Annotated in this window: 19 protein-coding genes; 8 read left to right on the forward strand and 11 right to left on the reverse strand. The window is 69.8% G+C overall.

Features of this window, described 5'->3' with window-relative positions:
- Nucleotides 1-74 precede the first annotated feature (74 nt).
- A complete protein-coding gene (locus ACH34W_RS29505; protein WP_395964373.1) occupies nucleotides 75-860 on the forward strand; it encodes an IPT/TIG domain-containing protein in 786 nt (261 codons plus the stop codon).
- Between the two features lie 57 nt (nucleotides 861-917).
- On the opposite strand, the gene ACH34W_RS29510 is transcribed toward ACH34W_RS29505, so the two are convergent.
- Nucleotides 918-2,408, reverse strand: a complete 1,491-nt coding sequence (locus ACH34W_RS29510; RefSeq protein ID WP_395964374.1) for a hypothetical protein — start codon at nucleotides 2,406-2,408, stop codon at nucleotides 918-920.
- A gap of 250 nt (nucleotides 2,409-2,658) precedes the next feature.
- On the opposite strand from ACH34W_RS29510, the gene ACH34W_RS29515 reads away from it, so the two are divergent.
- A complete protein-coding gene (locus tag ACH34W_RS29515; RefSeq protein ID WP_395964376.1) occupies nucleotides 2,659-3,477 on the forward strand; it encodes a hypothetical protein in 819 nt (272 codons plus the stop codon).
- A gap of 32 nt (nucleotides 3,478-3,509) precedes the next feature.
- On the opposite strand, the gene ACH34W_RS29520 is transcribed toward ACH34W_RS29515, so the two are convergent.
- On the reverse strand, nucleotides 3,510-4,379 hold the full coding sequence (locus ACH34W_RS29520; protein ID WP_395964377.1) for an NAD(P)-dependent oxidoreductase: 870 nt from the start codon (nucleotides 4,377-4,379) through the stop codon (nucleotides 3,510-3,512).
- 109 nt (nucleotides 4,380-4,488) lie between these two features.
- On the opposite strand from ACH34W_RS29520, the gene ACH34W_RS29525 reads away from it, so the two are divergent.
- Entirely contained in the window at nucleotides 4,489-7,590 is a 3,102-nt protein-coding gene (locus ACH34W_RS29525) for a BTAD domain-containing putative transcriptional regulator (RefSeq protein ID WP_395964378.1), read from the forward strand.
- Here the strand turns inward: ACH34W_RS29525 and ACH34W_RS29530 are convergent.
- On the reverse strand, nucleotides 7,544-8,248 hold the full coding sequence (locus ACH34W_RS29530; RefSeq protein WP_395964379.1) for a ferritin-like domain-containing protein: 705 nt from the start codon (nucleotides 8,246-8,248) through the stop codon (nucleotides 7,544-7,546). The genes ACH34W_RS29525 and ACH34W_RS29530 overlap by 47 nt on opposite strands.
- Before the next feature lie 147 nt (nucleotides 8,249-8,395).
- Here ACH34W_RS29530 and ACH34W_RS29535 point away from each other — a divergent pair, with 147 nt between their 5' ends.
- Nucleotides 8,396-11,167: a hypothetical protein gene (locus ACH34W_RS29535; protein WP_395964380.1), complete on the forward strand. Its 2,772-nt coding sequence runs from the start codon at nucleotides 8,396-8,398 to the stop codon at nucleotides 11,165-11,167.
- Here the strand turns inward: ACH34W_RS29535 and ACH34W_RS29540 are convergent.
- From ACH34W_RS29540 to ACH34W_RS29555, 4 genes are all read right to left on the reverse strand, one after another.
- Nucleotides 11,145-11,507: a phage holin family protein gene (locus tag ACH34W_RS29540; RefSeq protein WP_395964381.1), complete on the reverse strand. Its 363-nt coding sequence runs from the start codon at nucleotides 11,505-11,507 to the stop codon at nucleotides 11,145-11,147. The genes ACH34W_RS29535 and ACH34W_RS29540 overlap by 23 nt on opposite strands.
- 70 nt (nucleotides 11,508-11,577) lie before the next feature.
- On the reverse strand, nucleotides 11,578-14,433 hold the full coding sequence (locus ACH34W_RS29545) for an AAA family ATPase (protein ID WP_395964382.1): 2,856 nt from the start codon (nucleotides 14,431-14,433) through the stop codon (nucleotides 11,578-11,580).
- Between the two features lie 104 nt (nucleotides 14,434-14,537).
- Nucleotides 14,538-16,076, reverse strand: a complete 1,539-nt coding sequence (locus tag ACH34W_RS29550; RefSeq protein WP_395964383.1) for a hypothetical protein — start codon at nucleotides 16,074-16,076, stop codon at nucleotides 14,538-14,540.
- The gene (locus tag ACH34W_RS29555) at nucleotides 16,073-18,781 is read right to left on the reverse strand and encodes an MGH1-like glycoside hydrolase domain-containing protein (protein ID WP_395964384.1); all 2,709 of its coding nucleotides are present in this window, start codon (nucleotides 18,779-18,781) and stop codon (nucleotides 16,073-16,075) included. Before ACH34W_RS29555 ends, ACH34W_RS29550 begins: the two co-directional genes overlap by 4 nt.
- A gap of 200 nt (nucleotides 18,782-18,981) precedes the next feature.
- Here ACH34W_RS29555 and ACH34W_RS29560 point away from each other — a divergent pair, with 200 nt between their 5' ends.
- A complete protein-coding gene (locus ACH34W_RS29560) occupies nucleotides 18,982-20,235 on the forward strand; it encodes an erythromycin esterase family protein (protein WP_395964385.1) in 1,254 nt (417 codons plus the stop codon).
- A 4-nt stretch (nucleotides 20,236-20,239) separates the two neighbouring features.
- Here the strand turns inward: ACH34W_RS29560 and ACH34W_RS29565 are convergent, their stop codons facing one another.
- Nucleotides 20,240-20,623, reverse strand: a complete 384-nt coding sequence (locus ACH34W_RS29565) for a nitroreductase family deazaflavin-dependent oxidoreductase (protein WP_395964386.1) — start codon at nucleotides 20,621-20,623, stop codon at nucleotides 20,240-20,242.
- Nucleotides 20,624-20,763: 140 nt separating this feature from the next.
- Nucleotides 20,764-21,741 (reverse strand): GlxA family transcriptional regulator, encoded by a 978-nt coding sequence (locus tag ACH34W_RS29570; protein WP_395964387.1) that lies wholly within the window; start codon nucleotides 21,739-21,741, stop codon nucleotides 20,764-20,766.
- 99 nt (nucleotides 21,742-21,840) lie between these two features.
- On the opposite strand from ACH34W_RS29570, the gene ACH34W_RS29575 reads away from it, so the two are divergent.
- Nucleotides 21,841-22,245 (forward strand): hypothetical protein, encoded by a 405-nt coding sequence (locus ACH34W_RS29575; protein WP_395964388.1) that lies wholly within the window; start codon nucleotides 21,841-21,843, stop codon nucleotides 22,243-22,245.
- A gap of 38 nt (nucleotides 22,246-22,283) precedes the next feature.
- Here ACH34W_RS29575 and ACH34W_RS29580 read toward each other — a convergent pair whose 3' ends face one another.
- The gene (locus tag ACH34W_RS29580) at nucleotides 22,284-22,874 is read right to left on the reverse strand and encodes a TetR/AcrR family transcriptional regulator (protein ID WP_395964389.1); all 591 of its coding nucleotides are present in this window, start codon (nucleotides 22,872-22,874) and stop codon (nucleotides 22,284-22,286) included.
- A gap of 59 nt (nucleotides 22,875-22,933) precedes the next feature.
- On the opposite strand from ACH34W_RS29580, the gene ACH34W_RS29585 reads away from it, so the two are divergent.
- Both ACH34W_RS29585 and ACH34W_RS29590 read left to right on the forward strand, forming a co-directional pair.
- Nucleotides 22,934-23,701 carry an SGNH/GDSL hydrolase family protein gene (locus tag ACH34W_RS29585; RefSeq protein WP_395964390.1) on the forward strand — a complete coding sequence of 256 codons (768 nt, stop codon included), beginning with the start codon at nucleotides 22,934-22,936 and terminating at the stop codon, nucleotides 23,699-23,701.
- A gap of 43 nt (nucleotides 23,702-23,744) precedes the next feature.
- Entirely contained in the window at nucleotides 23,745-24,329 is a 585-nt protein-coding gene (locus ACH34W_RS29590) for a hypothetical protein (RefSeq protein ID WP_395964391.1), read from the forward strand.
- 269 nt (nucleotides 24,330-24,598) lie between these two features.
- Here the strand turns inward: ACH34W_RS29590 and ACH34W_RS29595 are convergent, their stop codons facing one another.
- Complete coding sequence (locus ACH34W_RS29595; protein WP_395964392.1) at nucleotides 24,599-26,332, reverse strand: alpha/beta hydrolase; 1,734 nt, start codon at nucleotides 26,330-26,332, stop codon at nucleotides 24,599-24,601.
- Between the last annotated feature and the right edge of the window lie 297 nt (nucleotides 26,333-26,629).

Genomic DNA, 26,629 nt, shown 5'->3' on the forward strand with positions numbered 1-26,629 from the left:
GGGGTTTGTCGTGTTCTGGCCGTGGGGAAACGCGAGCGTCGTTCCGGGCGATACCTGGGCGGAGGTGGGTGGGCTTGGGCCAGGAGTCACCGGTCGGCACGGAGTTCGCGCGTACCCGGGACATCGTCGTCATCGCGGCGCTCATGTTGTTGTTCTCCGCCGGGCTGGTGGTCGTGCTCATCCAGGCCTGGCCGCCCGGCGCCACGCGGATCGGCCAGGAACCACCCGAGCACAAGGTCGTGCGGCTCTTCGGCTGGTCGCCGCGCGTCTCGCGGGAGACGAGCCTGTTCGTCATCGTGCTGGCGGCCGGGGCGATCGGCGGGACCGTGCACGCCCTGCGCTCGCTCTACTGGTACGTCGGCAACCGGACGCTCAAGCGCAGCTGGCTGATGATGTACCTCTTCCTGCCGTTCATCGGCGCGGCGCTCGGCCTCATCGTCTACCTGGTGTTGCGCGGCGGTCTGACCTCGCCCGCGGGCGGCTCCGCCGAGATCAACCCGTACGGGATCACCGCGATCGCGGCGCTGGTCGGGCTGTTCTCCCAGGAGACCGCCGAGAAGCTGCGCGCGGTCTTCGCGACGCTGTTCGCGCCCGCGCAGGCCGGCCGGGACCAGGCGTTGCCGCCGCAGGTCCGGTCGATCGAGCCGGCCGCCGGGCCGGTGGGCGGCATGGTCACCCTGCACGGCGTCGGGCTCCGGTCGGCCACGTCGGTGCGGTTCGGGACGGCGGACGCCCCGGCCACCGACGTGTCCGACGAGATCGTGCGGGTCACCGTCCCGCCGGGCGCCGCCAGCGGCCGTCCCGTGGTGGTCACCCCGGCGGGATCGGCGGTCAGCCCGATGGAGTTCACCGTCGAGTGACGCCGGTGGTGCGGCGGGCACAAGGTCAGCGGCCGTCAGCTCAGCGGGCCGTCAGTTTCAGCGGTCGCCTGGGGCGGGCCAGTGCTCGTGCCACATGTCCTGGACGGCGCCCGGCAGCACCCTCGGCAGCTCGTGCGCGATGCGGCCGTCCTCCCTCTTCACCTCGACCAGGCCGAGCTCGTCGGCGGCCTTGGCCGCGCCGAGCTGGACGCTGGTCTCGTACGTGGCGCGGCGCAGGTCGTCGGGCCCCGCGACCAGGCAGGTGAAGCGTTCACCCTTCATGACCTCCGCCGGGATCGCATGCCCGACCGCAAGGCTGTTGGAGACGACGACCCAGCTGCCCAGCATGGTCACCTCGCGCTCGGCGGCCTTGTGCTCCCAGCGGTACTCCATGATGGGCTTGGAGAAGATCGGCACGAGCAGGTGCGACACCCCGCAGGCGCGCAGCTCGCGTTCCCAGTCCATCGAGCGGCCCAGGTCCTCGCAGACGAGCACCGCGAGACGGCCCAGATCGGCGTCCACCAGGCTCACCTTCGAACCCGGGCTCATGTACTCCTCCGCCGGGACGTCCGCCGGCGCGTTCGGCAGCCGCCACAGCTTGATCTGACGGGAGTCCAGGATGAAGCAGGCCAGCTTGTCCTGGACGAGGATCTCCTCGCCGGTCCAGCGGTCGAGGAACACCGCGCGGTTGGGCGGTGGATCGCCGCCGCCGAGCGGACCGGAGCCGAGCAGCAGGTAGCGCAGCGGGCTGGTGCGGTCGGCGGTCTGCCAGATCAGGTCCCGCCAGTGCTCCAGCAGGTCGTCGTCCAGCGTCGCCTCGGGCAGCACGGCCAGCCGCGCGCCTGATTCGTCCAGCCGGTCGAGGATCTGCTTGATCCGGTTGCGGAGAGCGTCGGACCCGCGCGGGCGCAGCCGGTAGACGGTCATCCCGTGGCGTTCCTCGAAGTCGACCTGGACGTCCTCGTATGACTCCAGAACCGGGGCGCAGGCGACGGGCACCGGCCGGTCGCGGTTGACGTAGGCGTCCTTCGCGGGCGGGAGTACGCGGTGCTCGACCAACTCCCACTGCTCGGGCAGCACGCGGTGCACGCCGAAGAACTCATCCTTGCGGCGCAGCCCAATGGGGCGGCCAGGGTAGGCGCAGCGCGGCAGCAGCGCGCCCGCCGTCTCCTCCGGGTTGTTGAGGAGATGGTCGCGCTCGTATTCGGCCCGGTAGGCGAGCCAGCTCATCGCGTTGTCCTGGTGGTACGGGCCGTACGGGTTGACGTGGGAGAGCGCGATGTCGAGGCCGAGCAGGATCGTGAAGCGGCCGCGGTCGCCGTCGCGGGCGATGATCCGGCCGACGTCCTCGGGGGCCAGCTCGCCGTACTCCAGCACCGCGTCGGAGATCTTGGTGGCGAGGTTCTGCACGGCGGGGCTGCCGTACCACTCCATGACCCGCCAGCCGCGGAACAGCGAGTCGGGCAGCTCGTCGTAGAGGACGACGAAGAGGTCTGCGGGGTCTGCCGGGTAGGGCGCGACGGCGAGTGCCGTCAGCGGGTCCGTCATGGTGGTGCATCCGGGGGATCGGGAGGGGAGGGGAGGGGAGCGGAGGTCACCGTTGGTGTCTCGATGGTAACTCCCCTCGACGAGGGTCCTCAGTGTCATGTGATGCAGAACGGCCGCCGGAAGTTGCCGATCCTGGTCACAGGGATGTCGAGAAATGCCGCAAGGATCAGTATGCCATCACTTGACATTCACTTGGCATGGCCGCACTCTGGAAATTGTCCGGCTTCAGTCGACCCGCCAGAGGTGAGCCGTGGACGACGACCTGAGCGTGACCCGCGAGCGCGGGCAGCGGCTGGACAGGAGCCGCCGCGCCGAGGCACGGCGCATCCTCGACTCGATGGAGCAGTCCAAGGCCATCACCGACGGGCATTTCAGCGCCCTCGGCATGCTCATCACCGACGCCTCCCTGTGCGCCGACGAGGCCGCGCTGGTCGAGGTCAAGGACGGGCTGCAGTGGCTCCACCGCAGCCACTATCTCGACGTGCCCGCGTTCGACGGTGAACGCCGCGAGCAGCGCGGCCGCATCCTCGGGCTCATTGACTGTGTGCACTGGGCGCTTCGGCGGTTGCCATCGGGCCTGCAGCTCGGGCTCCAGCCCGGGAGTCACGCCGCCAGGTTCCTCGTCGCCGTGGCCACCGACCCGGGCCTGTCCAACCAGGACCTCGCGTCCCGCCTGGGCGCGGACGAGACCGAGGTCAGCCGGGTGGGCCGCCGCCTCCTGTCGGCCGGCGTCGTGTGGAAGCGCAAGGAGTGGCGGCGCAACTGCTGGGACATCACCCCGCGCGGACGCGAATACCTGGAGACCGCGGGCCTGCTCGACGAGTCCCCGGCGGGCGACGTCCGGCGCGACACGGCGACGGCGACGACGGCGACAGCGTCGACGACGACGGCAGCCGCGGTCGCCCGGGCCGACGAACCCTCCCGCCGGCCCGCCCGGTCACCCGAGTCCGCCGCCGACCGCCGTCGCCGCCGCGAGGCGGAGGCTCCCCGTAAGCCGGATGTCCCCCGGAGTCCGGACGGGCCGCGCAAGCCCGACGACCCCGACCAGCCCACCCGCCGCCGCGGTTGAATCGCTCCTTTCCCCGAACGGACTGATCGGCGTCAGCGGGCCTGGGCGCTGAGGAGTTCGACCAGGCGGGCGGGGCTGTCCGCACCATGCCCCTCGGCCACCGCACGGTCGAGCAATGCCTGGAGCGGGGTGAGGAGTTCGGGACTGACGCCCTGCTCCCTGCTTGCCTCGGTGAGGTTGGGGAAGCCCGCCGCGTTGTTGGTGAGGCTGGAGACGTCCGTCACGTAGTCGCCGGAGTCGATGTGCTCCGCCTGCCTTGGCAGGCTCGCCATCATGGCGGTCACCCAGGAGTGCACCATGGGCGTGAACTCCGACGCCTTGACGCCTTCCGTACGCAGGAGCGCGACCGCATGGTAGTAGCCCGCGAACATGCCGTACATCGCGGTCAGCAGGCCTAGGTCGTAGAGCGCTGCCAGGCCAGCGTCCGTGCCGACGTACTGTGCCGCGCCCAGGCTGCCGAGCTGGTCCTTGTACGTGTCGAACGCGCGCCGGGACCCGCTGTAGAGGATCAGCGCCTCCGGCTGCGAGATCATCGGCGGGATGGCCATGATGCCGCCGTCCACGTACTCGCCGCCGCGTGCCGTCACCAGTTCCGCCAGCTCGCGTGCCTGGCGGGGCGTGCCGTTGGTGAGGTTGACGATGACGCGGCCAGCCAGCCTGTCACCGGCGGCCGTCAGGACCTCCCGCACGTTCTCGTTTACTGAGAGGCAGAGGACGACCAGCGGCCCGGCGGCGATCGCGTCGTTCGCCGTGGCCGCCCGGCTCGCCCCCTTGGCGACGAGGGGCTCGGCCTTGTGCGCCGACCGGTTCCAGACGGTGGTGGTGTGGCCGTCCTTGAGGAACGCCTCTGCCAGCGCCGTGCCCATCAGCCCCAGGCCCATGACCGTCACGGTGTTCGCCATTCTGAAATCTCCTTTGATCAGGTGGCGTTCGTTCGCCACCGGATCCACCTTGGGCGAGCGCGCTTCGGGTGGGATTCGGGTGGCCTTCGGCTGCCATACGGTGAGTGACATGCGCTTCGGGGTGCTCGGTCCGCTGGAGGTGTGGACGGACGGCGGCGAGCGGGTGCGTGTGCCGGATCTCAAGGTCCGCGCCCTGCTCGCCGATCTGCTGGTGCACCGGGGACGTGCGGTGCCGGCGGACCGGCTGATCGACGACCTGTGGGGAGACCGGCTTCCGGCCAACCCGGCGGCGACGTTGCAGGCGCGGGTGTCGCAGCTGCGCAAGGTCTTGGCGGGAGCCGAGGACGGAGGTCGGGCGCTGGTCGTGTCACGGCCGCCGGGGTATGCCTTGCGGATCGAGGCCGGGGCCGTGGACGCGGAACGGTTCGAGGAGCTTGTTGAGCGGGCGCGCAAGACAAGGGACCTACGGGCTTGGGAGCAGGCCCTCGCGCTCTGGCGGGGCGATGCGTACGCCGACTTCGGTGACGCGGAGTTCGCGCGCACCGAGATCGACCGGCTTGAAGAGCTGCGGTTGACCGCGATCGAAGAGTGGTCCGAGACCGCGTTCGAGAGCGGTTCCGTGACCAGTTCGGGGGCGGATTCCGGGGCGGCGGCCTTCGGAGCGGCCGAGCTCGGTGCGCTGGTTGCCACCCATCCGCTGCGTGAACGGCTGCGCGCCGCGTACATGCGAGCCCTCTACCGTACGGGCCGTCAGAGTGAGGCGCTCGCGAGCTTCCAGGACTTCCGGGAGCGGCTGCGTGACGAGCTCGGCCTCGACCCCGGCCCGGAGCTCGTCGCCCTCCAGCGGTCGATCCTCAACCACAACACACGCGCCAGGACCAACTTGCCGGCGGCGGTCAGCGAGCTCGTGGGCAGGGCCGAGGCCGTACGCGACGTTCGGGCGCTGCTCGGCAAGGGACGCCTCGTCACGCTCACCGGTCCGGGTGGCGTGGGCAAGACTCGCCTGGCTGTGGAGAGCGCGCGGGGGTTGGAGGGGGAGTATGAGGACGGCGTCCGGTTGATCGAGTTGACGGCCCTCGCTAACCCGTCCGTGGAGGACGCTGCGTCGGCTGTGACCGCGAGTCTCGGGTTGCGGGACGACGACGCCGTACGCTCAGCCCCCGCCGATCGGCTCCTCGACGCCCTCGCTGGGCGGCGGATGTTGCTGATCTTTGACAACTGCGAGCACGTGATCGAGCCGGTCGCCGCGCTGGCCGCACGGGTGTTGCCCGCCGCGCCGGAGGTGCGCCTGCTGGCCACGAGCCAGGAGCCGCTGGGCATCTCCGGCGAGCAGGTGTGGTCCGTTCCGCCCCTGGAGACGCCGTCGGCGGTCGAGCTCTTCGTGACGCGGGCTGCGGCTGCCGCTCCGGGTTTCGGGCTGGGCCCCGGCGATGCCGAAGCCGTAGCCGCCATTTGCCGCCGCCTCGACGGCCTCCCGCTGGCCTTGGAGCTCGCCGCCACCCGCGTCCGTGCCATGGACGTGACCGAGCTGGCCGGCCGCTTGCACGACCGGTTCCGCCTGTTGTCGGCGGGACGGCGCGACGCCCCGGCCCGTCAGCGCACGCTCCGCGCCATGATCGACTGGAGCTGGGAGCCGCTGGCCGGGCCCGAACGGGCCGTCCTGCGCCGCCTGGCTGTGCACGTGGACGGTTGCACGCTGGAGGCCGCCGAGCAGGTCTGCGCGGGAGACGGGATCGAGCCGGGGGAGGTCCTCGACCTGCTCGCGCGGCTCGTCGACCGGTCACTGGTGGTCTGGGCGGAGGGCCGGTACCGCCTGCTGGAGTCCGTCGCCGCGTACTGCGCCGAACGGCTGGACGAGGCGGGCGAGCGGACGGCGGTGCTGCGGCGGCGCGACCGCTACTACACCGAGCTGGCTGAACGAGCGGAGCCGCATCTGCGGGGACGTGACCAGCGGCGGTGGCTGGACCGGCTCAATGCCGAGACCGCCAATCTGCGTGCGGTCATCCGGGAGAGCGGGCCGGATCTGGCGCTGCGATCGGTGAACGCGCTGACCTGGCACTGGTTCCTGTGCGGGCGCCTGGACGAGGCGCGCCGGGCGCTGGCCTCGGTGCTGTCCATGGAGGGCGGCCCTGCTTCCGCCCGTGCGAGGGCGTCCGCGTGGCTGGCCGGTTTCACGATGCTGGAAGGCGAGGGCGCCGACCGCGCGGCCCTGACCGAACGAGCCCTCGACGGCCTGCGGGAAGGGCGTGCCGAAGCGGAATGGTTCTTGGGCTTCGCCCGGACCGGCTTCGGCGACGTGCCGGCGATCGACGAGCTGCTCACGCGCGCACTGGCGGGTTTCCGGGGTGAGGGCGACCGCTGGGGACAGGCCGCCGTGCTGGTCACGCGGGCGGGCCAGGCCATGGCCCGCGGTGAGCTCGCCGCGGTGTCGCGTGACGGCGAACAGGCCATGGCGTTGTTCCGGGATGCCGGTGACCGCTGGGGGCTCCTCCAGGCCACCGAGGTGCTCGGCGTGCTGGCGGAGGCCGTCGGCGACTATGAACGGGCCGCGCGGCTGCATCGCGACGGGCTGGCCATGGCCGAGGAGCTCGGGTCGTACGCCGAGGTCTCGTACAAGCTCTCCAGGCTCGGCCGGATCGCGCTCCTGACCGGCGACCACGCCGAGGCCGCGGAGCTGCACGAACGCGGCAGACGGATCGCGGCCGAGCAGTCGCACAAGCGGATGGAGCAGTTCGCCGAGATCGGCTTGGCCCTGGTGGCCCGGCGGCGCGGCGATCTGGACGCCGCCGAACGGTATCTGCGCACGTGGGTCGACTGGATCCGGGATGTGGACGGCGCTCCAGGCCTGGCGCTCGTGCTCGCTGAGCTCGGCTTTGTCGCCGAGCAACGCGGCGACGCGCGGATGGCGGCGGAGCTCCACTCCGAGGGGCTCGCCGCCGCCCGTTCGACCGGCAATCCCCGCGCGGTCGCGCTCGCATTCGAAGGCCTGGCCGGAGCCGCCGCGCTCGACGGAAAGGCGGGTGAGGCTGCGCGCCTTCTCGGCGAAGCCGCCGCCGCCCGCGCCGCGGCCGGTGCTCCGCTTCCTCCGGCAGAACGCGGTGACGTCGACCGGATCACCGCTGCCGTACGGGGCGTCCTCAGCGAGGAGGAATTCGACTCCGCTTTCACCAACGGCTTTGAATCAAGGCGGACGCCTTCCGTGACTCCTTGACGACGTCGGCGACGAAGCGGCGCCGTGTCACGCCCAGCGTTCCGAGTGCACGGCCGTGGTCGACCGCGACGACGATTGCGGCGCCGAACAGCAACACCCGCCAAAGGGCGATGACGGCTCGATTGGTCTTTCGCAAGCGGTCGCAATGGAACGGGATGTGCCGTTCTTCGTCCGCGGAAAGCCGCCGCGCGACCTCGGCCGTCAGCGGGTCGTCCGTACCGTCCCGGAGAGCTTGGTAATAGCGCAGCGCGACGAGCTCGGCGACCATCAGCACGAGGAGTTCGACCCGCAGGCCCATGGCCCGCCGCAGCTTCACGAAGATCACATCGCTCCAGTGATGGGAGATGGTCGGCGCCCCAGCGGCGTGCAGGAGCAGGCCCAGCAGGCGCGCATGGTTCTTTTCCTCCACGATGAAGAGCCTGACCGCCGCCGAATAGTCGGCGTCCCCTGCCTGGTCCGCCTTGCGGATCAGGTTCGCGCCGTCCCCGGCCTCGCCGACCTGGAGGCGCTGGAGGCTGCGGACGAGCGTCGCGTCCAGCCGGGCACCGCGGGTCCAGTCGGGGTCGGGGGTCAGCTTGCGGGCCGCCGCCTCGTCCTCGAACCGCTGACGCCAGCCGAGCACTTTCCGTGAGTTCGTGAGCTTTGTGGAAACCGGCATGGTGTCCTCCCGATGAGTTCGATTCCCGATGAGCCGTTGCCGGTTCTACTCAAGAGGCCATATGTGGAGCGCTCGCCGCCGAATCGTGGAGGGACTGTGCAGAAATTCGTTTCTGTTCGATTAGCGAAGTCGGTCATGATGGCGAGAATGAAACTTCGACTTGCGGGCGGCGTGGTAGCCGGGGCGGGCCTTGATGCCTGGGTGCCCCGGCCGTCCGGTCCTGCAAGGATCCCGGCGGAGGCCGAGGCGCCGCCGGGCGCGGCCATCGCCCTGGGGCCCGCCGACGCCCCGGCGGAGGCGGTGCGGCACGCGGTCACCGGGCTGGCCGAGCTCGTGCGGGCCGGTGGCACCGTCGCGGCGGGCGCCGGGGTCGATCTTGGCGAGGGATTCCGATCCGCCTGCCTTGACGGGGCCCGTGGCGATCAGCGTGACGCCGTGCTGGCCGCGCTCAGGGTCCTCGGAGTCGAGGGGGGCGGGCGGTTGGGCCCGCGAGCCGGCGTCCTGGTCGCCCTGTTCGGGCCCGACGCGACCAAGCGGGTCGGCGCGGCCGCGACACGGGCGATCGCGGAGGGTCGCTGGGCGGCGCTCCACCTCGCGTCGGCCGCGAGCGACGTGCTCGGCCCGGAGCAGCTGGAGCAGATTCTCGCCCTGACCGAGCCGGAGTGCGGCGGGCTCATCCCGGGCGGTCTGCCTTCGATGCTCGCCGCCAACCTCCGTCCCGTGCTGGAGCCGATGCCCGGCCCCCGCCGCCTGCAGCTGCTGCTCGACCTGTGGGGCGCGGTCTCGGCACACCTGATGGAGCGTCACGCCGCGCGCCTCCGGCGCGAGCGGCGGCTCGCGACGCAGGCACGCCGGGATCGGCTAGATGATCTCCGGAAGCGGCGGCGGGAGTACGAGGACGAGCAGATCCTCCGGCAGGTCCGGTACTCGTTGAACGACATGAACCCGTCGATGGCGGACGTCGCACGCTGGGCGCCGACCCACCACTACTGGTACCTCGTGCTCAACCGTCTGCTGAACGACGCGTTCGCCGCCACGGCACTGCTGCGTACGGCCTCGGCGGTCGGGGACCACGGCATGGCGGAGGGCCTCGCCCGCTCCCGGACGATCCTCGACGCCGCCGCATCGAGCTTCGCCGACGAGCAACTGGAGACGCGAAAGTCCACCGGCCTGCCTCCCCGCCCGGTCCGCTACGTACGCGACATCCAACGCGAGCTGCTCAAGCAGCCTCCACGTTCGGACGACCGGCTCGCGCAGTACGCGAAGCAACGCCTGGCCCGTGCCCGGGACTACGCGGAAGTGACCAGCGAAGCGATCAGGGACGTGCTGGACCGGGAGCTCCCGGTGCCCGATGACGTGCTGGCCAAGTGGGTCACGTTCGACCTGGGCACCTGGCGGGAGAAGGCCGGGTTCGCACGGCCGCCGGCCGAGTGGGGCGGACCGCAGCCCTGGGCGACCCACGTGCCGGGGCGAGGCGACCCGCTCGCCGCCCGCCTCGCCGAGGACCCGGCGGCCAAGGAGGTCATCGGCGACTTCCTCTGGTACGCCGACCTGATCGACGAGCTCGCCCGCCTGCACGGGCACGACGCCGCCACGATCAATCCCGACTACCACCCATGGTTCGATCACGACCCGCCGCCCCCTGAACCGGAGCCGCTGACCCCGCGCCTCGATTCGATCACGCTCGCGGCCTCCGGTGCCGCCCAGCTGGTGGCGCTCGGCGCCGCCGCCCACGGTGCGAAGACGTGGTCGGCCCTGGTCGACGGCCTGCGTTCAGACACCACGATCGCGGAGGCCCTCAGCGGCGACTTCACCGTTCCGCCGCCCATCGACGCCGTGGACGGCACGATCGTCCCGGGCACCGGAGCGCGCGTCCGCATAGCGCGTACCGCCCGGACACTGGCTGAGTGGTCCGACTACATGGGCAACTGCATCGCCGGCCCGGGCTATGTCGAGGACGCTACGAGAGGCAAGAGCGTCCTCCTCGCGCTCTCCGACAAGAACGACCGCGTCCTCGTCAACGCGGAGCTCGCCCCCACGCGCTCCGGCTGGCACGTCCGTGAGGTCGCGGCGCGCTTCAACGACTCACCCGACGCGGCCCTCGAAAAGCGCTTTCGCCGCTGGGTGTCGACCCTTCCCGGCATAACCCGGCACGAGCCCGAGCCGCCGTCTCCCGACTGGGCACCGCCGGCTCGTCGCCGCGTCCGTCCCCGCCTCGCCCAGGACGTCGGCCCCCGCCTCGGCGAGCTGGCCACCCAGGCCTGGGCAGACCAGGTCACCCCGGCCACCTTGGCCACCCTGGCGGCCGTCGCCGACACCCCTCCCGAAGCGGCGCTCACCCAACTGCGCCGCATGTCGGACGCGCAACTCCAGGCGGCCTGCCGGCGCGCCGACGCCGTCGGCCTCTGGACGGCGACCTCGGTCCGCCCCCTCGACACGGTCGTCACCGAGCACTTCGACCAGCTCGGCCTGCTCCTGGAGAACGAGCCGCTCCCAAGGGCGTTCCGCCAATTGGTCCGGCTGCCCGACGTCGCGCCCGCCTACTCGCTCAGCCTCGTTTCCCGCCGCATCCGTGCCGCCATGGGCGAACTCGCATGCCAGAACGAACTGGCCCTGCCCCGGCGAACCCCCGCCCCGATGCTCTGCGCGCTCGTCGTCGCGGTGACGTGCCGGGCACCGGTGATCGACCTGACCTCGATCGCTCCGCCCCGCACCGTCACGGTCCCCGGATTCCCCGCAACGGCTCTCAACGACGAGCCCTGGCAATCCGCCCTTCCAGCAGCTCGCGAACTCGGCGCTGACACCTCGGTCTTCTGGGAAGAGATCGCCGAGCATGGTCTCCGCATCCCCACCCGCTGGCTGGGCTCGGGCGGCTGGCCAGCGTTGTGGGCCGGCGCTACTTCGCCGCGTCGGCGATGACCTCGGCGACCTGCCGCGCGGTCTCGGTCGGCAGGGGCGCCTGGGTGCCCCGCCATTTGCGCCGGGCCGCCAACCCCGCCAAGGCGGCTCCGCCGCCGAACGTGGCGGCCGTGACGAACGCCGCTGCCTCGGGCGGCAGCCGTTTCTCCAGCAGCAGCACACCCAGCCGATAGGACGCCGCGGCCGACACCAAGCCGAGACCGCCCGCGACGGCGCCAAGACTCAACGCGGGTACGTGTTCCCGGGCCTTCTCCGCCATCTCCCGCTGGGCTGCGCCGACCACATAGTGGGCGAGCTCGAACCTGTCACCGGCCTCCCTTGCCTGACGTGACTTGCTCATGGTCGTGCTGTACCCGCGATTCCATTCGAACACGCATTCCGGCCCATCTCTGGCGCGACAGGGCTGATGATCAGTTATCGAGGTTGATGCCCAGGCGTCTGGCGGTGGCGGCGGCTTCGGTGCGATTGGCGGCGCCGAGTTTGGCCAGGATGTTGCTGACGTGGACGCTGGCTGTCTTGGCCGAGATGAAGAGCCGTTCAGCGATGTCGCGGTTGGAGTGGCCGAGGCTCAGGTGGCGCAGAACCTCCAGCTCGCGGGCGGTCAGGCCGTGGGACGGGGGCCGGGCGCCCGAACCGATCCGGTCGGACAGGTCCTTGGCGGCGTCGCGCAGCGTTATGGCGCCGAGGTCGGTCGCCAGGGCGACGGCCTCGTCGAGGCGGGTGGCGGCGCGTTCGCGGTCGCCGTGGGCGGCGTCGGACTCGGCCGCGCTCACCAGGGCACGGGCGATGGAGTACGGCTGGTTCAGGCGCCGCCAGCCGTCGATGACGGGCTCCCAGTGAGGGACTTCCTTCTGCAGACGGGCTAGTTCGGCGTAGAACGTGTCGTGCTGGACCTGCTGGAGCGGGCCGTGCACGACGGTGGCCGCAGCGCGTTCAATGAACGGGGCGAGGGCGTCGGCGGACTCGGCCGCCCTGACCGCGACGATCAGACCGGGCCAGACGTAGCGGGCGTCGTCGGGGCGGCCGGTGTGCTTCAGCAGCTCCGACAGGTGGGCCAGGGCCTCGTCGGGCTTGCCCTGGGCCACCAGCAGCTCGGCTTGGAGCCGCACCATCGGCAGGAACTCCTGGAGCCGCCGGTCGATCTCCCATGCCCTCGTCTCCTGGCACAGCGCCAGGCGCCGGGCGGCGCCCTCCACATCGCCGCAGGCGAGCAGGATGTCGCCGGAGAGCTCGAACAGGCAGGCGCGGTGAGGGCGCGGCGGATCGATCTCCAGGGCCCGTTCGATGCCGGCGAGCGCCTCGTCCCAGCGGCCCAGCGAGAAGAGGGACTCGGCGTAGTTGATCGACAGGAACGAGCCCTGGGTCCGGAACCGGCCCCACTCGCGGGCCAGGCTCATGCCACGGCGTGCCGTCTCGACGGCCTCGGCGTGCCGCCCGGCGCCTTCGAGGAAGTGCGCACGGTTGATGGCCGCGCGAAGCCGCTGCTCCTCCAGGCCGTGCTCGACCGCGATCTGCTCGGCCCGGTCCAGCAGCTCGAAATCCTGAGGGGCGTAGGCGCGGCGGTCGTCCATGCAGGCGAGGGTCTGCAGCGCGCTGGCTTCGGCGAGCGGGTCGCCGACCTCCGCCGCGACGGCCAGCGCCTCCTCGGCGGCTGTGCGGGCGTCGTCGTTCGCCCGGCCCATGAACACGTACTGCGCGAATCCCGCGAGCGCGCGGGCCCGCGCGACGGTGGGCGGCTCGACCGGGATCAGTGCGATCGCCGCGCGCAGGTCGGCCAGCCAGTCGCCATGGCCCGCCCGGTGCTTCATCTGGCCGCGCCGTTCGAGGATGAACGCCCGCCGGTGCGGGTCGTCGATCTCGCGGAGAGCGGCGGTCGCGAGCTTGATCCCCCGTTCGCTGTCGCCCGCCGAATCGGCGGCGATGACGGCGTACTCCAGCACCTTGTCGTACGGCTCACCGATCTTGGCGGTCGCGTCCGGGACCCGTTCCCACAGCTCCAGGACGCGCTCCAGCATGCGTAGATCCTCGGCGTACGCGGCGGCCCGGTCGGCCTCCTTCGCCGCTCGCCAGGCGCTGATCAGCGCCCACTCCACGTTGTGGGCCGCGTGCCAGTGATAGGCCAGCTCTGCGGCGGCACGGCCGGGCGGTACCAGCGACGGGTCATCTTCGAGTGCCTCGGCGTACCGCGTGTGCAGCCTGGTGCGTTCGCCGGGGAGCAGGTCGTCGTGCAGCGCCTCGCGGATCAGCGCGTGCCGGAACGCATACCCGTCGCCGTCGACGGCGAGCACGTTGCCCGCGACGGCAGGCCGCAGATCCCGGGTCATGCCGTCCTCGCCGAGGCCGCTGACGGCGGCGAGCAGCCGGTGCTCGATGTGAGCACCGCCGGCGCTGGCGATCCGCAGCAGCTCCTGGGTCTCGTCCGGCAGGCGCTGGACGCCCGCCAGCAGCAGGTCGCGCAGCGACTCGGGCAGTTCGCAGGCGATCTGCCCGTCCGCCTCCATGAGCGCCTCGACGAACAGCGGGTTGCCCTCGCTGCGAGCGTAGAAGGCCTCGACCTGCTCACCGGCCGGCTCACCGCCCCGCAGCCGTGCCATCAGCTCGCCGACCTCGCGCCGCGACAGCCGGCCGAGCTCGTGCCGCCCGACCCGGTCGATCCGGTCCAGCTCCGCCAGCATCGGCCGGAGCGGGTGCGTGCGGTGCAGCTCGTCCGACCGGTACGTCACCACGATCATCAGCGCGGCGACGGCGCCCAGGTTGCGCACGAGGAAGGCCAGCAGATCCCGGGACGACCGGTCAGCCCAGTGCGCGTCCTCGATGATCAGCACCACCGGGCCGCGCTCCGCCAGCCGGTCCATCAGGGTCAGCACCAGCTCGAACAGCCGCGCCTGGAACTGCCCGGACCCGTCGTCGCCCGGCTCCCCGAACTCCGGCAACAGCCGCGCCAGCTCCGCCGTCCGGCCGCCGACGAGCTCCGCGACGCCGTCCGCGCCGATCTCCCGGACGAGCTGCCGCAGGATGGCCGTGAACGGGGCGAACGGGAATCCGTCGACGCCGAGCTCCAGGCAGCCGCCGGTGAGGAGGCGGGCGCCCTGGGCACCGGCCCGCCGCCCGAACTCCCGCATCAGCCGCGTCTTGCCGACGCCGGCCTCGCCCCCGACCAGAAGGGCACGGGCATGCCCGGCTCGCACCTCGGTGAACGCGGCGTCGAGTTCGCCGAGCTCCGGACCCCGCCCGACCAGCACCGGGCTCACCACACTGACGCTCACTCCTCAAATATGCCACCGAAGCGGACAACCCGTACGACGCCCATCATGGTGATCGTCCGAAGTCGTGGTCAGGGCTCGGCGGGTCTGACGGAGGCGCGGAGGGCCTACGGGGGCACGGCGGGGGTGACGGTGAAGATGTCGGCGGCCCACTCGTCCAGCGCCACATAGAGGCCGGGCCCCATCAGGTCACTCCCCGCACGGTCGTACGACACGTCCGTCATGAGGCTCCGCAGCCGCCACGTACCGTCGCCCAGGTCCGTCCATGCCAGCGGAATGCGGGCCTGGACGGGTGCGGAGGTCAGGTTCACGACCACGAGGTGCCGCGATCTGCCGGTGGTCCAGGTCCACGCCAGTACGCCCAGGTGAGAGTCGTTGTCCGGCCATCCGGTGGTCTCCAGCAGCCGCCAGTCCCCGGTGCGCAGGCCGCTGTCGCGGACGGCGCCCAGGAGGCGCATGTGGAACGCATGGAGCTCGGTGTCCAGCGGCTCGTCCGGGCGCCGCCCCAGAAAGACCGGCACCCTGATGCGGCGGCCGTCCAGCTGGCCCTCGTGCCAGAGCTGGGCTCCTGGCAGCGTCGCGATCGTCACGGCGGCGGCACGTTCCTGCTCCTGGCCGAACGCGGCGGCTGCGCGCGGCTCGTCATGGTTCTCCAGGAAACGGCAGAGTCCGCGCTGGTAGCCCAAATCGGCGCGCAGGTGATCGCGTACACCGCCGGGATCCCCGGCCACCAGCCGGTCGTAGAGCCCCTTGTCGCAACAGAAGTCGAACCCCTGCCTCTGCAACTGGAACTCGAGATCCCAGTAGGCCTCGGCCAGGAAGGTCATGTGCGGATGACGGCTCCTGACCTCGGTGAGGACGGTCGGCCAGAACTCGTCCGGCGGCGGCGCGCCCGCCTGTGCTCCCCAGGTCCGCGCGAAGACCTCGTTCATCATGAGCATGGCCATGTCGCAGCGGACGCCGTCGCACTGGTCGCCGATCTCCGCCAGCACGCCGGCGGTGGCCTCCCGGAGCTGCGGCGCGAACGCGTTCAGCTGGACGACGTCAGGCCAAGGCGGGAAGGACGGATCGCGGCCACGCGCGTACACCATCCCGCCGACTGCGAGGTAGGCCTCCGGATCCCGGTCCTGGTCGGCTCGGTCACCGTGCAGGAAGTAGTCGGGATGGTCGAGCAACCACGGGTGGTCCGGCGCGACATGATTGGGCACGTAGTCGAGGTAGAGGCCGAGCCCGCGCCGGTCGAGCTCGGCCCTGGCGACGGCGAGCCCGTCCGGCCCGCCCAGGCGCTCGTCGGCGACGTACCGGCGCACGCAGTACGGGGATCCCGTGATGTCGTCGTCGCCGAGGTCAGGAAGCGCCGTCTGGAAGGACGCGAGCAGACCGGGGTCGGTCAACGCGATACTGCGACCGGCTGGACTGCGTTCCCATACGCCCATCAGCCACACCACGTCCGCGCTGGGGATGGCCAGCTCATCCCAGGCCTCTTTGGGCAGATCACGCAGATCCAGCCGCGCAGCCTCGCCGGCGCGCCGTCCCTCGGCAGGTTGCCCTCCTTCGCCGAGGTGCCGTCCTTCGCCGAAGCGCCGTTCGATGTCGTTCAGCCAGACCAGTGTGTTCACCTCGTGAACGACCGGCGCGGCGCTCATGATGTCCGCGCCTCCCCGGCTGTGGAACGGTCGTAGAGCAGCATGAAGGCGGCGACCAGGGCGGTCCAGCCCGTCTGGTGGCTCGCCCCTATGCCCGCGCCGTTGTCGCCGTGGAAGTACTCGTGGAAGAGAACGAGATCCTTCCAGTGCGGGTCGGACTGGAACACGTGCTGCCCGCCGTACACCGGTCGGCGGCCGTCCGGCCCGCGCAGGAAGATCGCGGTGAGGCGGCGGGAAAGTTCCTCGCTCACCTCGAAGAGCGTCATCCGGCGGCCCGAGCCGGTGGGGCACTCGACGGTGAAGTCGTCGCCGTAGTACGCGTGGAGATTCAGGAGAGCGCGGATGATGAGCGCGTTCATCGGCACCCAGACCGGCCCGCGCCAGTTGCTGTTGCCGCCGAACAAGCCGCTGTCGGACTCGGCCGGGAGGTAGGCCACCCGGAACATCCGCCCGTTCACCGGGAACTCGTAGGGGTGTTCGGCATGGTGGCGGGAGAGTGACCGGACGCCGTACGGGCTCAGGAACTCCCGTTCGTCGAGCATCCGCGCCAGCACCCGCCGGAGCTTGTGCTCGTCCAGCAGCGACAGCAGCCGGTGCCCACCCGCTCCCGGGGTCCCGGCGGCGGACATCCGGTCGGCCAGCTGCGGATGGCGCTCGGCGAACTCACGGATCTTGTTGAGCAGGTCGCGGCGTTCACCCTCCGGGCGCGGCAGGAAGACGGTCGAGGCGCACAGCGGCAGCAGCCCGACGAGCGACCGCACGCGCAGCCGCATGGCGTCGCCGTACGGGAGCCGGAGAACGTCGTAGAAGAACCCGTCGTCCTCGTCCCACATCTCCTCCTTGACGTTGCCTATGCGGTCGATGGACGCGGAGATCCACAGGAAGTGCTCGGCGAACTTGACCGCCATGTCCTCGTAGATCGGATTGCCGTCCGACAGTTCCATCGCGATCTGCACCATCGTCTGCGCGTAGAAGGCCATCCACGCGGTGCCGTCGGCCTGGTCGAGCTGCCCGCCGGTCGGGAGCGGAGCGCTGCGGTCGAAGACGCCGATGTTGTCCAGGCCGAGGAAACCGCCCTGGAAGGCGTTGTTGCCGTCGGGGTCCTTGCGGTTGACCCACCAGGTGAAGTTGAGCAGGAGCTTCTGGAACACGCGCTCCAGGAAGTCGCGGTCGGCGTGGCCTGTCCGCCGCAGTTCCTCGCTGTAGATGTAGCGCGCAGCCCACGCGTGGACGGGTGGGTTGACGTCGCTGAAGTTCCACTCGTACGCGGGAATCTGGCCGTTCGGGTGCAGGTAGCGATCGCTGAGCAGCAGTTCGACCTGGTGCTTGGCCAGATCGAGGTCCACCGGGGCCAGCGCCACCGCGTGGAACGCGAGATCCCAGGCGGCGAACCAGGGGTACTCCCACTTGTCCGGCATCAGGATGATGTCGCCGGCCACCATGTCGAACCAGCTGTGGTTGCGGCGGTCCGACGGCGTCCACGGATCGAGATGGTGTTCGGCCAGCCAGGTCTCCACGTCGTAGAGGTAGTACTGCTTGCTCCACAGCAGCCCCGACATGGCCTGCCGCATCACCAGAGCCTCGTCCGCATTGAGGTCGCGGGAGAGCTCGGCGTAGAACGCGTCCGCCTCAGCCCGCCGCTCGCCGAGCACTTGGCCGACGTCGCCAAGAAGGCTTTCGGCGGTGGGCAGGCTTTCGGTGGCGGGCAGGCTTTCGGAGGTGGGCAGGCTTTCGTTTTCGTTGGCGGGTGGGTTTTCGTTGCTGAGCCGTAGGTCGATGGTCGTCTGCTGGCCGCCCGGGACGACCAGCCGGTAGTGCGCGGCCGCCTTGGTGCCCGTACGAGCCGGATTGACCGCGTCCTCTTCACCGTGGATGACGTACCGGTCGAACGCGTCCTTGACGTAGGGCGAGGTGTTCTGGGAGCCGAAGACACGTCTGTGGTTGGTCTCGTTCTCAGTGAAGAGCAGCTCCGGCTGTCCCTCGCAGTGAAGACGGTAGGTACCGAGCTCGCGATGCTCCGCTCTGACGACCCCAGCCCCGTCCTGCCGCAACGTCGGCTTGTAGGAGTCGCCGCCCCACGACCATGTGTTGCGGAACCACAACGTCGGTAGAACGTGGAGCACCGCCTCTTCAGATCCCCGATTGGCCACCGTCACGCGTACGACCAGATCGTCCGGGCTTGCCTTGCCGTACTCGGTGAAGACGTCGAAGTACCGGTCGTCGTCGAAGACCCCGGTGTCGAGGAGTTCGTACTCGAAGGAGAGCTTGTCGCGCTCACGGTTGACGCGGATCAGCTTCTCGTAGGGGTACGCGGCCTGCGGGTACTTGTAGAGGTGCCGCATGTAGGAGTGGGTCGGCGTGCTGTCCAGGTAGAAGTAGAGCTCTTTGACGTCCTCGCCGTGATTGCCCTCCCCGTTGGTGAGCCCGAACGGCCGTTCCTTGAGGATGGGGTCCCGTTCGTTCCACAGCGCCACCGACAGGCACAGCCGCTGCTGGTCGTCACTGATGCCGCCGAGACCGTCCTCGCCCCACCGGTAGGCGCGCGAACGGGCGTGGTCGTGCGGGAAGTAGCTCCACGCGTCGCCGTTGTCGCTGTAGTCCTCACGGACCGTGCCCCACTGGCGTTCGCTCAGGTACGGGCCCCACCGCCGCCATGGCGCGTCCGGGGCCGCCGACTCGCGCAGCCGTTCTCGTTCAGCGTCCATGGTCTCAGCCTCCGCCCGGCAGCCCCCGAGCACCCGCCCACGTCCGAAACCGGCCGTCCTACTCCTAGATGTCCGATCTTCGGCCCTTGGTCTGGCCAGCGGATCAGCTGGCGCCGCCCGCCTTCCGAATAGGTGTTTTGCCTGGTGGTGAGGGGTAGGTCTCACCTCGCCGGGGAGGTGAGGGAACTATGGTGCGTGAGATGGCCCTTCCGCTGGAGGAGGAGTCCGATCTCAAGCCACTGCTGAATCGGATCGGTGACGCCCGCTGCGTTCTGATCGGCGAGGCCAGCCACGGCACCCACGAGTACTACGCCTGGCGCGCCGCGTTGAGCCGGCGCCTCATCGCCGAGCACGGCTTCTCGTTCGTCGCGGTCGAGGGAGACTGGCCGGACTGCTGGGAGGTCAACCGCAGCGTGACGACGGGCGTCCGGGATCCGCGCGAGGTGCTCGACGGCTACCGGCGCTGGCCGACCTGGATGTGGGCCAACCAGGAAACGGTGAATTTCTGCCGCTGGCTCCGCGACCACAACGCCGGGCGACCGGGCGGTGTCGGCTTCTACGGCCTGGACGTCTACAGCCTGTGGGAGTCCCTCCGTGCGGTCATCGACCACCTGGCGGTCCACCGGCCCGAGTATCTGGAGACGGCCATGGCCGCCTACCAGTGCTACGAGCCCCACTACCAAGATCCGCAGTCGTACGCGTTCGCTCCCGACGACTGCACCGACGAGGTGCTCGCCCTCCTGACCCGCCTACGCCGGACGACGTCCGCGGACGATCTGAACGCCCTGCGCCGTACGACGTCCGCGGACGATCTGAACGCCCTGCAGAACACGGAGGTCGCCGCAGGGGCCGACCGCTATTACCGCGCCATGCTCGGCGGCGGCCCGCAGTCGTGGAACATCCGCGACATCCACATGGCCGACACCCTGGATCGCCTGCTGGAACACCACGGCGACGATTCCCGTGCCATCGTGTGGGCGCACAACACCCATGTCGGCGACGCCCGCGCGACGACCATGGCCGACGCCGGGATGGTCAATCTCGGCCAGCTCGTCCGCGAACGCCACGGCCGCGACCGAACGGTCATCGTCGGATTCGCAGGCGGCACCGGAGAGGTGATCGCCGCTCCCCGCTGGGGCGAGCCGATGGAGATCATGCCCGTCCCGGCGCCCCGGCCGGGCTCGCTGGAGGCGCTGTTGTGCGGGGAGGCTCCCCATCACTCTCTCTACATCTTCGCGGACGACCCGAATGCCGGCTGGCTGACGTCCACGCTCGGGCACCGGGCCATCGGCGTGGTCTACGACCCTGCCCGGGACTACCGCAACTCTGTCCCCACCAGACTTGGCGACCGCTACGACGCCCTCTGCTGGTTCCACCGCACAACGGCCCTCCAACCACTCCATCTGGAAGCCGCCCAGCAAGGCGAACTGGAGACCCTTCCCACCGGTGTCTGAAGCGCTACGACTGCAGCTTGAAGACCGGATGGCGGGGCGCTTCGGCCGCGAAGTCCTCCTCCGGGGCGTCCTTGTCCACGTCGAAGTAGGGGCCGACGGTCCGCGGATGCTCGGCCAGATAACGCTTGAGGATCGGCGCGGACTCCGCCGGCCCGAGTTCGGTGACGGCGTACGACTCGGTCTTCTTGCCCTTGCTCAGCGTCACACGTCCCGCCGCGCGGGCGTTCCGCGCCCAGCCGTCCGGGCCGTACGGGGCGATGAGCCAGCGGCCGCCGGCATCTTCAAGCGGAGCGACCGGCGTCGTCCGGGGGATCCCCGTCTTGCGCCCCGGAACGGTGAGCAGGTAGATCCCGGGCGGCGCCACGCCCTTGTTCAGCATGAACGTCATAACGCGGTCGCGAAGACGCCCTAAGAATGTCGACCTATAAGTCCGCGCCACGATGGGCCCTCACCTTCGTCGCTTGGTCCATGGTCCGCCCTGTGCACACGTTCACACAAGATTGACGGGAGCCTGCCTGGTCTGCGACCTCAGCCCAGTCGCACACCTGTGGAGGACTGGGTGGCGCGATATTGGGATGGCGGGATGCCGTACCGGGCGGCGAACGCTTGGCGCAGCGTCTCGACCGTTCCGAATCCGCAGCGCGTCGCGACGGCGGCCATGGGCAACGTGGTGGAAGTCAGCAGGTGAGCGGCGGCCTCGGTACGGGCCTGCCGTACGAACCGGCCGGGCGACTGGCCGAGGTGCTTGAGGAAGAGCCGGGTCAGATGCCGTTCGCTGACACCCGCCTGCGTTGCGAGCGTGGCCGCGGTGAGGTCGGCGTCCAGATGGCCCGAGATATGGTCGACCACCTGTTTGACCAGCTCGTTGGCCGGCGGCGGAGCACTGGTGAACATGCTCATCTGCGCCTGGTTACCGGGCCGCTGCAGGTAGGTCACCAATTCCCGGGCCACGCTCCGCGCCACGCCGGCTCCGTGGTCCTCCTCGACGAAGGCCAGGGTGAGATCCAGAGCGCTGGTGACACCGGCCGCGGTGCACACGTCGCCGTCCCGGATGAAGATCGGTTCCGGGTCGAAGGCGACCTTGGGATAGCGGGAGGCCAGGCTCGGCGCCCATCGCCAGTGGGTGGTCGCACGCCGGCCGTCCAGCAGGCCGGAGGCCGCCAGGATGCTCGCGCCCGTGCACACCGAGGCGATACGGCGGCTCTCCAGGGCCAGCCGGCGGACATGAGCGACGATCCCCCCGTTGTCGGCCGCCGCCAGGTGCCCGATACCTCCCGACACGATGAGCGTGTCGAGCGGCCCGGCGACTCGTTCGAGCGTCTCCTGGGCGAGGAGCGTGAGGCCGGTGCCGCACGTGATCGGGTGGCCTCCCGGGGTCGCCAGCCGGACGTGGTAGGCAGGCGTGACACCATGCAGATTCGCGATCCCCAGGCTTGTGGTGATGCTGGCGATGTCGAGCAACTCTGCCGCGTCGTATCCGACGACCACCACACGCCGTTCGGTCATGGGGCGAGCCTACGGTGGCAGGACACACTCCCCAAGTTTCCGGACGAATCCAACACCGCCTCCTTGGCTCACCCCCGGTGAGGGCACGACAGTGAATCCATGACACAGATCGCCCCAACCCGCCGTCCCTGGCTCCGCTTCACCTGGCACTACATCGAAATGATCATTGCGATGTTCGTGGGAATGGGGGTCCTGGGGGTGCTCTTCGCCGTCGCCGGGCTCGACCTCTCGTTCGAACGCGACCCCGAACTGGCCTACCTCCTCATGGCGTTCAACATGTCCGTGGGCATGGCCGTCATCATGCGCTTCCGCCGCCACGGCTGGCCCGCCACGTTGGAGATGTGCGGAGCCATGTTCGCCCCCGTGCTGCCGCTCTTCCCATTGCTGTGGTTGAACGTCATCGACGGCGAGACCGTGATGCTCGTCGCGCACGTGGCCATGTTCCCGCTCATGCTGGGCATCATGTTCTGGCGCCGCACCGAATACCTCGGCTGCGCAGCCTGACAATCAGCAATGATCAGCGCGATCCGCCGACGCCCCGCTCAGCTGTCGGGTGAGGTCAGGGTGGCGATGACGTGGTCGAGGTAACCACGCTGGGCTGATGGGTCCGCAGGAAGAAAGGCGCGGGCGGAGTGGGCGAGCTGGCCGTGGCCCAGGTAGGCCGAATAGGTGAGCAGGGCCCGGTGCTCGGCGCGTTCGGCGGGCATGCCGAGCTGGACGAACAGGGAATTGAGCAGGTCGAGTCGGCTCTGGGTGACCCGGTGCAGGACCGGCCCGATGGCGGGATGGTCGGCGGCGGCGTGGAGCACGACGCCGATTCGATCGCGCTCGGCCATGCCGATCGCTCGCTTGATGAGGAGGCGGAGGCGTTCCACCGGGTCCGTCGAGGCTGACTCGATCTCGGCGTTGACCGCGGTGGTGTGCACCTCCTCCCAGCGGGCCAGGGCGGCCTCCAGCAGCGCTTCCCGATTGTCGAAATGCCAGTAGAAGCTGCCCTTGGTGGTGCCCAGCCGGACGGCCAGCGGCTCGACGGCCACTGCGGTGAGCCCCCCTTCAGCCATCGCGGCGAGGGCTGCTTCTGCCCAGTCGTCCCGATTTAGCCGCTTCTTGCGGGTCGCCTCCGCTTCCGCCATGACCATACGCTACCGTATGGGATTCCATACGCCACCGTATGGTTCGAGAGGAGCCCCTGATGGCGCATGCCTGGACCAGCTACGCCGCGATCGGCGACAGCTTCACCGAGGGCGTCGGCGACCCGCGCCCCGACGGCACGTTCGCTGGCTGGGCAGACCTGGTCGCCGCCGACCTGGCTCGGCTCCAGCCGGGATTCCGCTATGCGAACCTGGCCGTGCGGGGCAGGAAGTTCGGCGAGGTGGTCGCCGAGCAACTCCCCGAGGCAGTACGGATGAAGCCCGACCTGGTGAGCTTCGCCGCCGGAGGCAACGACGCACTCCGCCCGCGTTTCACCCCGCAACTCCTGATCGAACGCATGGATCGTGTGGTCGGCCGGCTGCGAACCTCTGGTGCGGATGTGGTGCTGTTCCTGTTTCCGGACATGAGTGTGCGGCTACCGCTCCCTGGGATCCTCAAGCCGCGCATCGTCGCGATGAACCAGGCCTACACCGAGGTCGCCGCACGGCACGGTGCTCACCTGGTCGACCTGTTCGCCGACGTCGCGCTGCAAGACCCGGACATGTGGAGCCACGACCGCCTCCACTTGAATGCCCCCGGTCACCGGCGCGTCGCCGACCACGTCCTGGCAACGCTGGGCCTGGCGAGCCTGCCCACCCCCACCACGCCCCGCCCGCATACCCCCTGGCACACCCGACGCGCTGCCGACCTCCGCTGGGCGGGAACCCATCTGGGCCCCTGGCTGCACCGTCATGCGCGGGGTCGCTCCTCAGGCGACGGCATCCGCCCCAAACGCCCCGACCTCTCCCCGTGGGTACCGAGTCTGTGATGGAGGATGGGCATGTTATCCCCCGCCACCGCACGGAGACCTGATGTGGTTTAGACGAGCGTTGCGCAGGCGCGACGCAGAGCTCCCCGGCTGCAGCTCGTGCGCAAGGAGACCGGACGATCCCAATCCCGTCCTGACGTGTCCGGGCTGCGGAGCCGACTCCGCCATAGTTGCGACCGCCATCGCCTACGGGACGTTGAATGAGGGGCCGCAGGCCAGGGCATGCGAGTCATGCGAGCTGGTGACGATCGTCGTCGAGCCAGACATGGCATGCCCGACCTGTGAGCAGCTGTACCCGGACGTCAACGACAGGCTGCGTGCACGATTCGCCCGCGTCGGCCCTGGCGACCCTGCCGACGCACCGTGCGTCGGCTGCGGCAAACACGTCTCGCGGCCAAACCCTCCAAGACCGGCCCTTTATCTCGACATCGACTGCCAAGGTTGCGATGCCAAGTTCCCCATCTCAGAGCAGGACATGTCGGTCGGCCAGGGCATGCACATAGCGTGCAACCACTGCGCGACCGTCACGGTGGTCCCGAGCACCGTGTGGTGCCCCAAGTGCGGGCAGCACCTCCGTAAGCGCGGCATCCCCGAACTCGTCCGCGACGCGACCCGCTACCGAGACTGAGAGAGGGGGCAGGGCGACAGCTTGAGCGGTCCGTAGGAGCAGTCGCAGCCTGGTCCGCCTGTGTTGCACGCTGACTGGGCGCTGGCCGGGGAGGCAGATACGGGCGCAGCAGGATCGCCCGACAGGTGGCTGTCCCAGAAATGAAGGCGCTCACCTGCGGCTGGCCAACGCCGAATCAACATCGGCGTGTGATGGCCCCGACATTGGAGAGCCATGCCGGCGGCTAGCGGGCACCGAGCCTGCCAGCGAAGCTGACCCGGTAGCTCCCATCAGTCGTTGGCGTTGATCCATTTGAGGAGTGTGTCGCGTTCGCCGGGGAGTACAAGTAGTCCCATGCCGTGGGCGTTTCCTGCGACGGTGCGGGCGGTGCAGGGTACGCGCTTGGCCCGGAGGCGTTCGCAGAGCCTCGTCGAGTGGTGGGGCGGTACGAAGTCGTCTTGGGAGTGGATCAGGTACATGGGCGGGTCGTAGGTGCTGGCGCGGTTGAAGCTGACCGCGTCGACCCAGCGGTTCCAGCAGGTGGTGTTGGCTTTGTCGGGTGTGCAGCGCAGGAGCAGCATCGAGGTGTCGCGGAGTCTGTGCCGGGCGTTGTCGGCGGTCGCGGTCTGTCCGTCCCAGTAGGCGTGGTACGGGCTGGCGGCGGGGGAGAGCGCGGCGACCGCTTTGACGGTCTTGCGTCCGTCGCCGTAGGTACCGGTGTTGGTGGCCAGGTGGCCGCCGGCGGAGGTGCCGAGCAGGACGATCCGGCTGGGGTTGAGGGTGTAGGTGGCGGCGCGGGCCTTGATCCAGTTGATCGCTGTCAGTACGTCGGAGCGTTGCGCCGGCCAGGGGGCTTGGGTGTTGAACCGGTAGTTGAGGGAGAAGACGGCGTAGCCGCGGTCGGCGAACCAGCGGGCGTGCATGGCCCAGTTGGACCTGTCTCCCTCGTACCAGTAGCCGCCGTGGATCATCAGGATCGCGGGCTGTTTCCAGGTGCGTTTGTAGAAGTAGGTGTCGATCGTCTGCCGCGGGTGGCGGCCGTACGCCAGTCCGTTCTGCTCGATCCGTGCCGCCTGGGCTGCGGCCCGCTGTGTCACCGTGCCGTCGTCGTCGCTGGTGCGCAGGGCCGGTGTGCGTTGACCGGGTGCGGTGGGCAGGTCCGCAGCCGATGACGGGGTTGCTCGTGCTGCCGTCGTGGCCCGCAGCCAGGAGAGGGTCTGTGTCTTGATCTGGTTGGTCCACAGTGTGCCGCCGCTGCCCGAGCCGGGCACGGTCTGGACCTTTACGTCGAGCATCCCCTTGTGCGCGAGGGTGTCGCGTAGCCGTTCGCTGTGCGCCACTGGCACGGTGTCCCCTGCAGAGTGGATGAGGTAGTGCGGGACGGCCCAGGCAGCTGCCATGTCCTGGAGTCGCCCGGCGCATCGCGCTTCGGTGAAACTCGGTGCGCAGTTAGCCAGAACGACCGTCTGGTCACGGATCTTGCGCCAGTGGGTGCTGGCCGCAGTGGTCTGTGCCGCCTCGTACGCCAGCGCGGGATCGGCGATCGGCGACAACCCGATCACGCCTCGTACTTGGCCGCCCACGTGGGTTGCCAGTTGACCGCCGGCTTGTGAGCCCAGCACGGCGATCCGGTCTGGATGCACCTTGAAGGTCTTGGCCCGGCTTTTGATCCACCTGATCGCGGCGGTGGCGTCGTCGCGTTGCGCAGGCCAGGCTGCGTCGGTGTTGAACCGGTGGTCGATCGCGAAGACCGCGAATCCCCGGTTGGCGTACCACTGTGCAGCGGTCTTCCAGTCGCCGCGCGCGCCGCTGTTCCAGTAGCCGCCGTGAACGATGACCAGACCCGGTTGCGTGGTGCCCGGCTTGGGGTCGTTCCAGTAGGCATCCAGTTTCTGCCGCACATGTGAGCCGTAGGAGTAGGTTGCGGCGTGCTTGACCGCCGCCTCCGACAGGGTCATGGGAACGACCACGCTTGCGCCGGCCAGTGCTACTCCGAGTACGGCCACCTGCCACGACCTGCGCATTAACCAATAAACCTTTCTGATCAGTATCGGGTGTCGAGACCTCGACGGCCGTCACGCTGTTCCCTCTAGCTTTTCACGGTCTGTAATCACCGCTTGTCAGGTCCGGTGAATGTGAACTCGCCGGTTTCTTGTCTCGACGCTTCCAGAGCAGCCGCAGGTCAAGTGGTTAAGACGCCTATCTGAAGCTTTCGGAGTACAGGGCTCTGTGAGACGTAAATCACAGTCGCTGGAAAGGGCTGCCGATCTTCCCCTTCGATCTTGATCACGTTACGTTAAGCCGACTTTCGCTGACGTTTA

Source organism: Actinomadura sp. 6N118 (assembly GCF_044326415.1).
Lineage (GTDB): Bacteria > Actinomycetota > Actinomycetes > Streptosporangiales > Streptosporangiaceae > Spirillospora.

Bases quoted from the DNA above. Each gene is read 5' to 3' on its own strand.
- ACH34W_RS29510 (WP_395964374.1), bottom strand. From the start codon at position 2,408: ATGACGGACCCGCTGACGGCACTCGCCGTCGCGCCCTACCCGGCAGAC.
- ACH34W_RS29520 (WP_395964377.1), bottom strand. From the start codon at position 4,379: ATGGCGAACACCGTGACGGTCATGGGCCTGGGGCTGATGGGCACGGCG.
- ACH34W_RS29525 (WP_395964378.1), top strand. From the start codon at position 4,489: ATGCGCTTCGGGGTGCTCGGTCCGCTGGAGGTGTGGACGGACGGCGGC.
- ACH34W_RS29530 (WP_395964379.1), bottom strand. From the start codon at position 8,248: ATGCCGGTTTCCACAAAGCTCACGAACTCACGGAAAGTGCTCGGCTGG.
- ACH34W_RS29535 (WP_395964380.1), top strand. From the start codon at position 8,396: ATGAAACTTCGACTTGCGGGCGGCGTGGTAGCCGGGGCGGGCCTTGAT.
- ACH34W_RS29540 (WP_395964381.1), bottom strand. From the start codon at position 11,507: ATGAGCAAGTCACGTCAGGCAAGGGAGGCCGGTGACAGGTTCGAGCTC.
- ACH34W_RS29550 (WP_395964383.1), bottom strand. From the start codon at position 16,076: ATGAGCGCCGCGCCGGTCGTTCACGAGGTGAACACACTGGTCTGGCTG.
- ACH34W_RS29555 (WP_395964384.1), bottom strand. From the start codon at position 18,781: ATGGACGCTGAACGAGAACGGCTGCGCGAGTCGGCGGCCCCGGACGCG.
- ACH34W_RS29560 (WP_395964385.1), top strand. From the start codon at position 18,982: ATGGCCCTTCCGCTGGAGGAGGAGTCCGATCTCAAGCCACTGCTGAAT.
- ACH34W_RS29565 (WP_395964386.1), bottom strand. From the start codon at position 20,623: ATGACGTTCATGCTGAACAAGGGCGTGGCGCCGCCCGGGATCTACCTG.
- ACH34W_RS29570 (WP_395964387.1), bottom strand. From the start codon at position 21,741: ATGACCGAACGGCGTGTGGTGGTCGTCGGATACGACGCGGCAGAGTTG.
- ACH34W_RS29575 (WP_395964388.1), top strand. From the start codon at position 21,841: ATGACACAGATCGCCCCAACCCGCCGTCCCTGGCTCCGCTTCACCTGG.
- ACH34W_RS29580 (WP_395964389.1), bottom strand. From the start codon at position 22,874: ATGGCGGAAGCGGAGGCGACCCGCAAGAAGCGGCTAAATCGGGACGAC.
- ACH34W_RS29585 (WP_395964390.1), top strand. From the start codon at position 22,934: ATGGCGCATGCCTGGACCAGCTACGCCGCGATCGGCGACAGCTTCACC.
- ACH34W_RS29590 (WP_395964391.1), top strand. From the start codon at position 23,745: ATGTGGTTTAGACGAGCGTTGCGCAGGCGCGACGCAGAGCTCCCCGGC.
- ACH34W_RS29595 (WP_395964392.1), bottom strand. From the start codon at position 26,332: ATGCGCAGGTCGTGGCAGGTGGCCGTACTCGGAGTAGCACTGGCCGGC.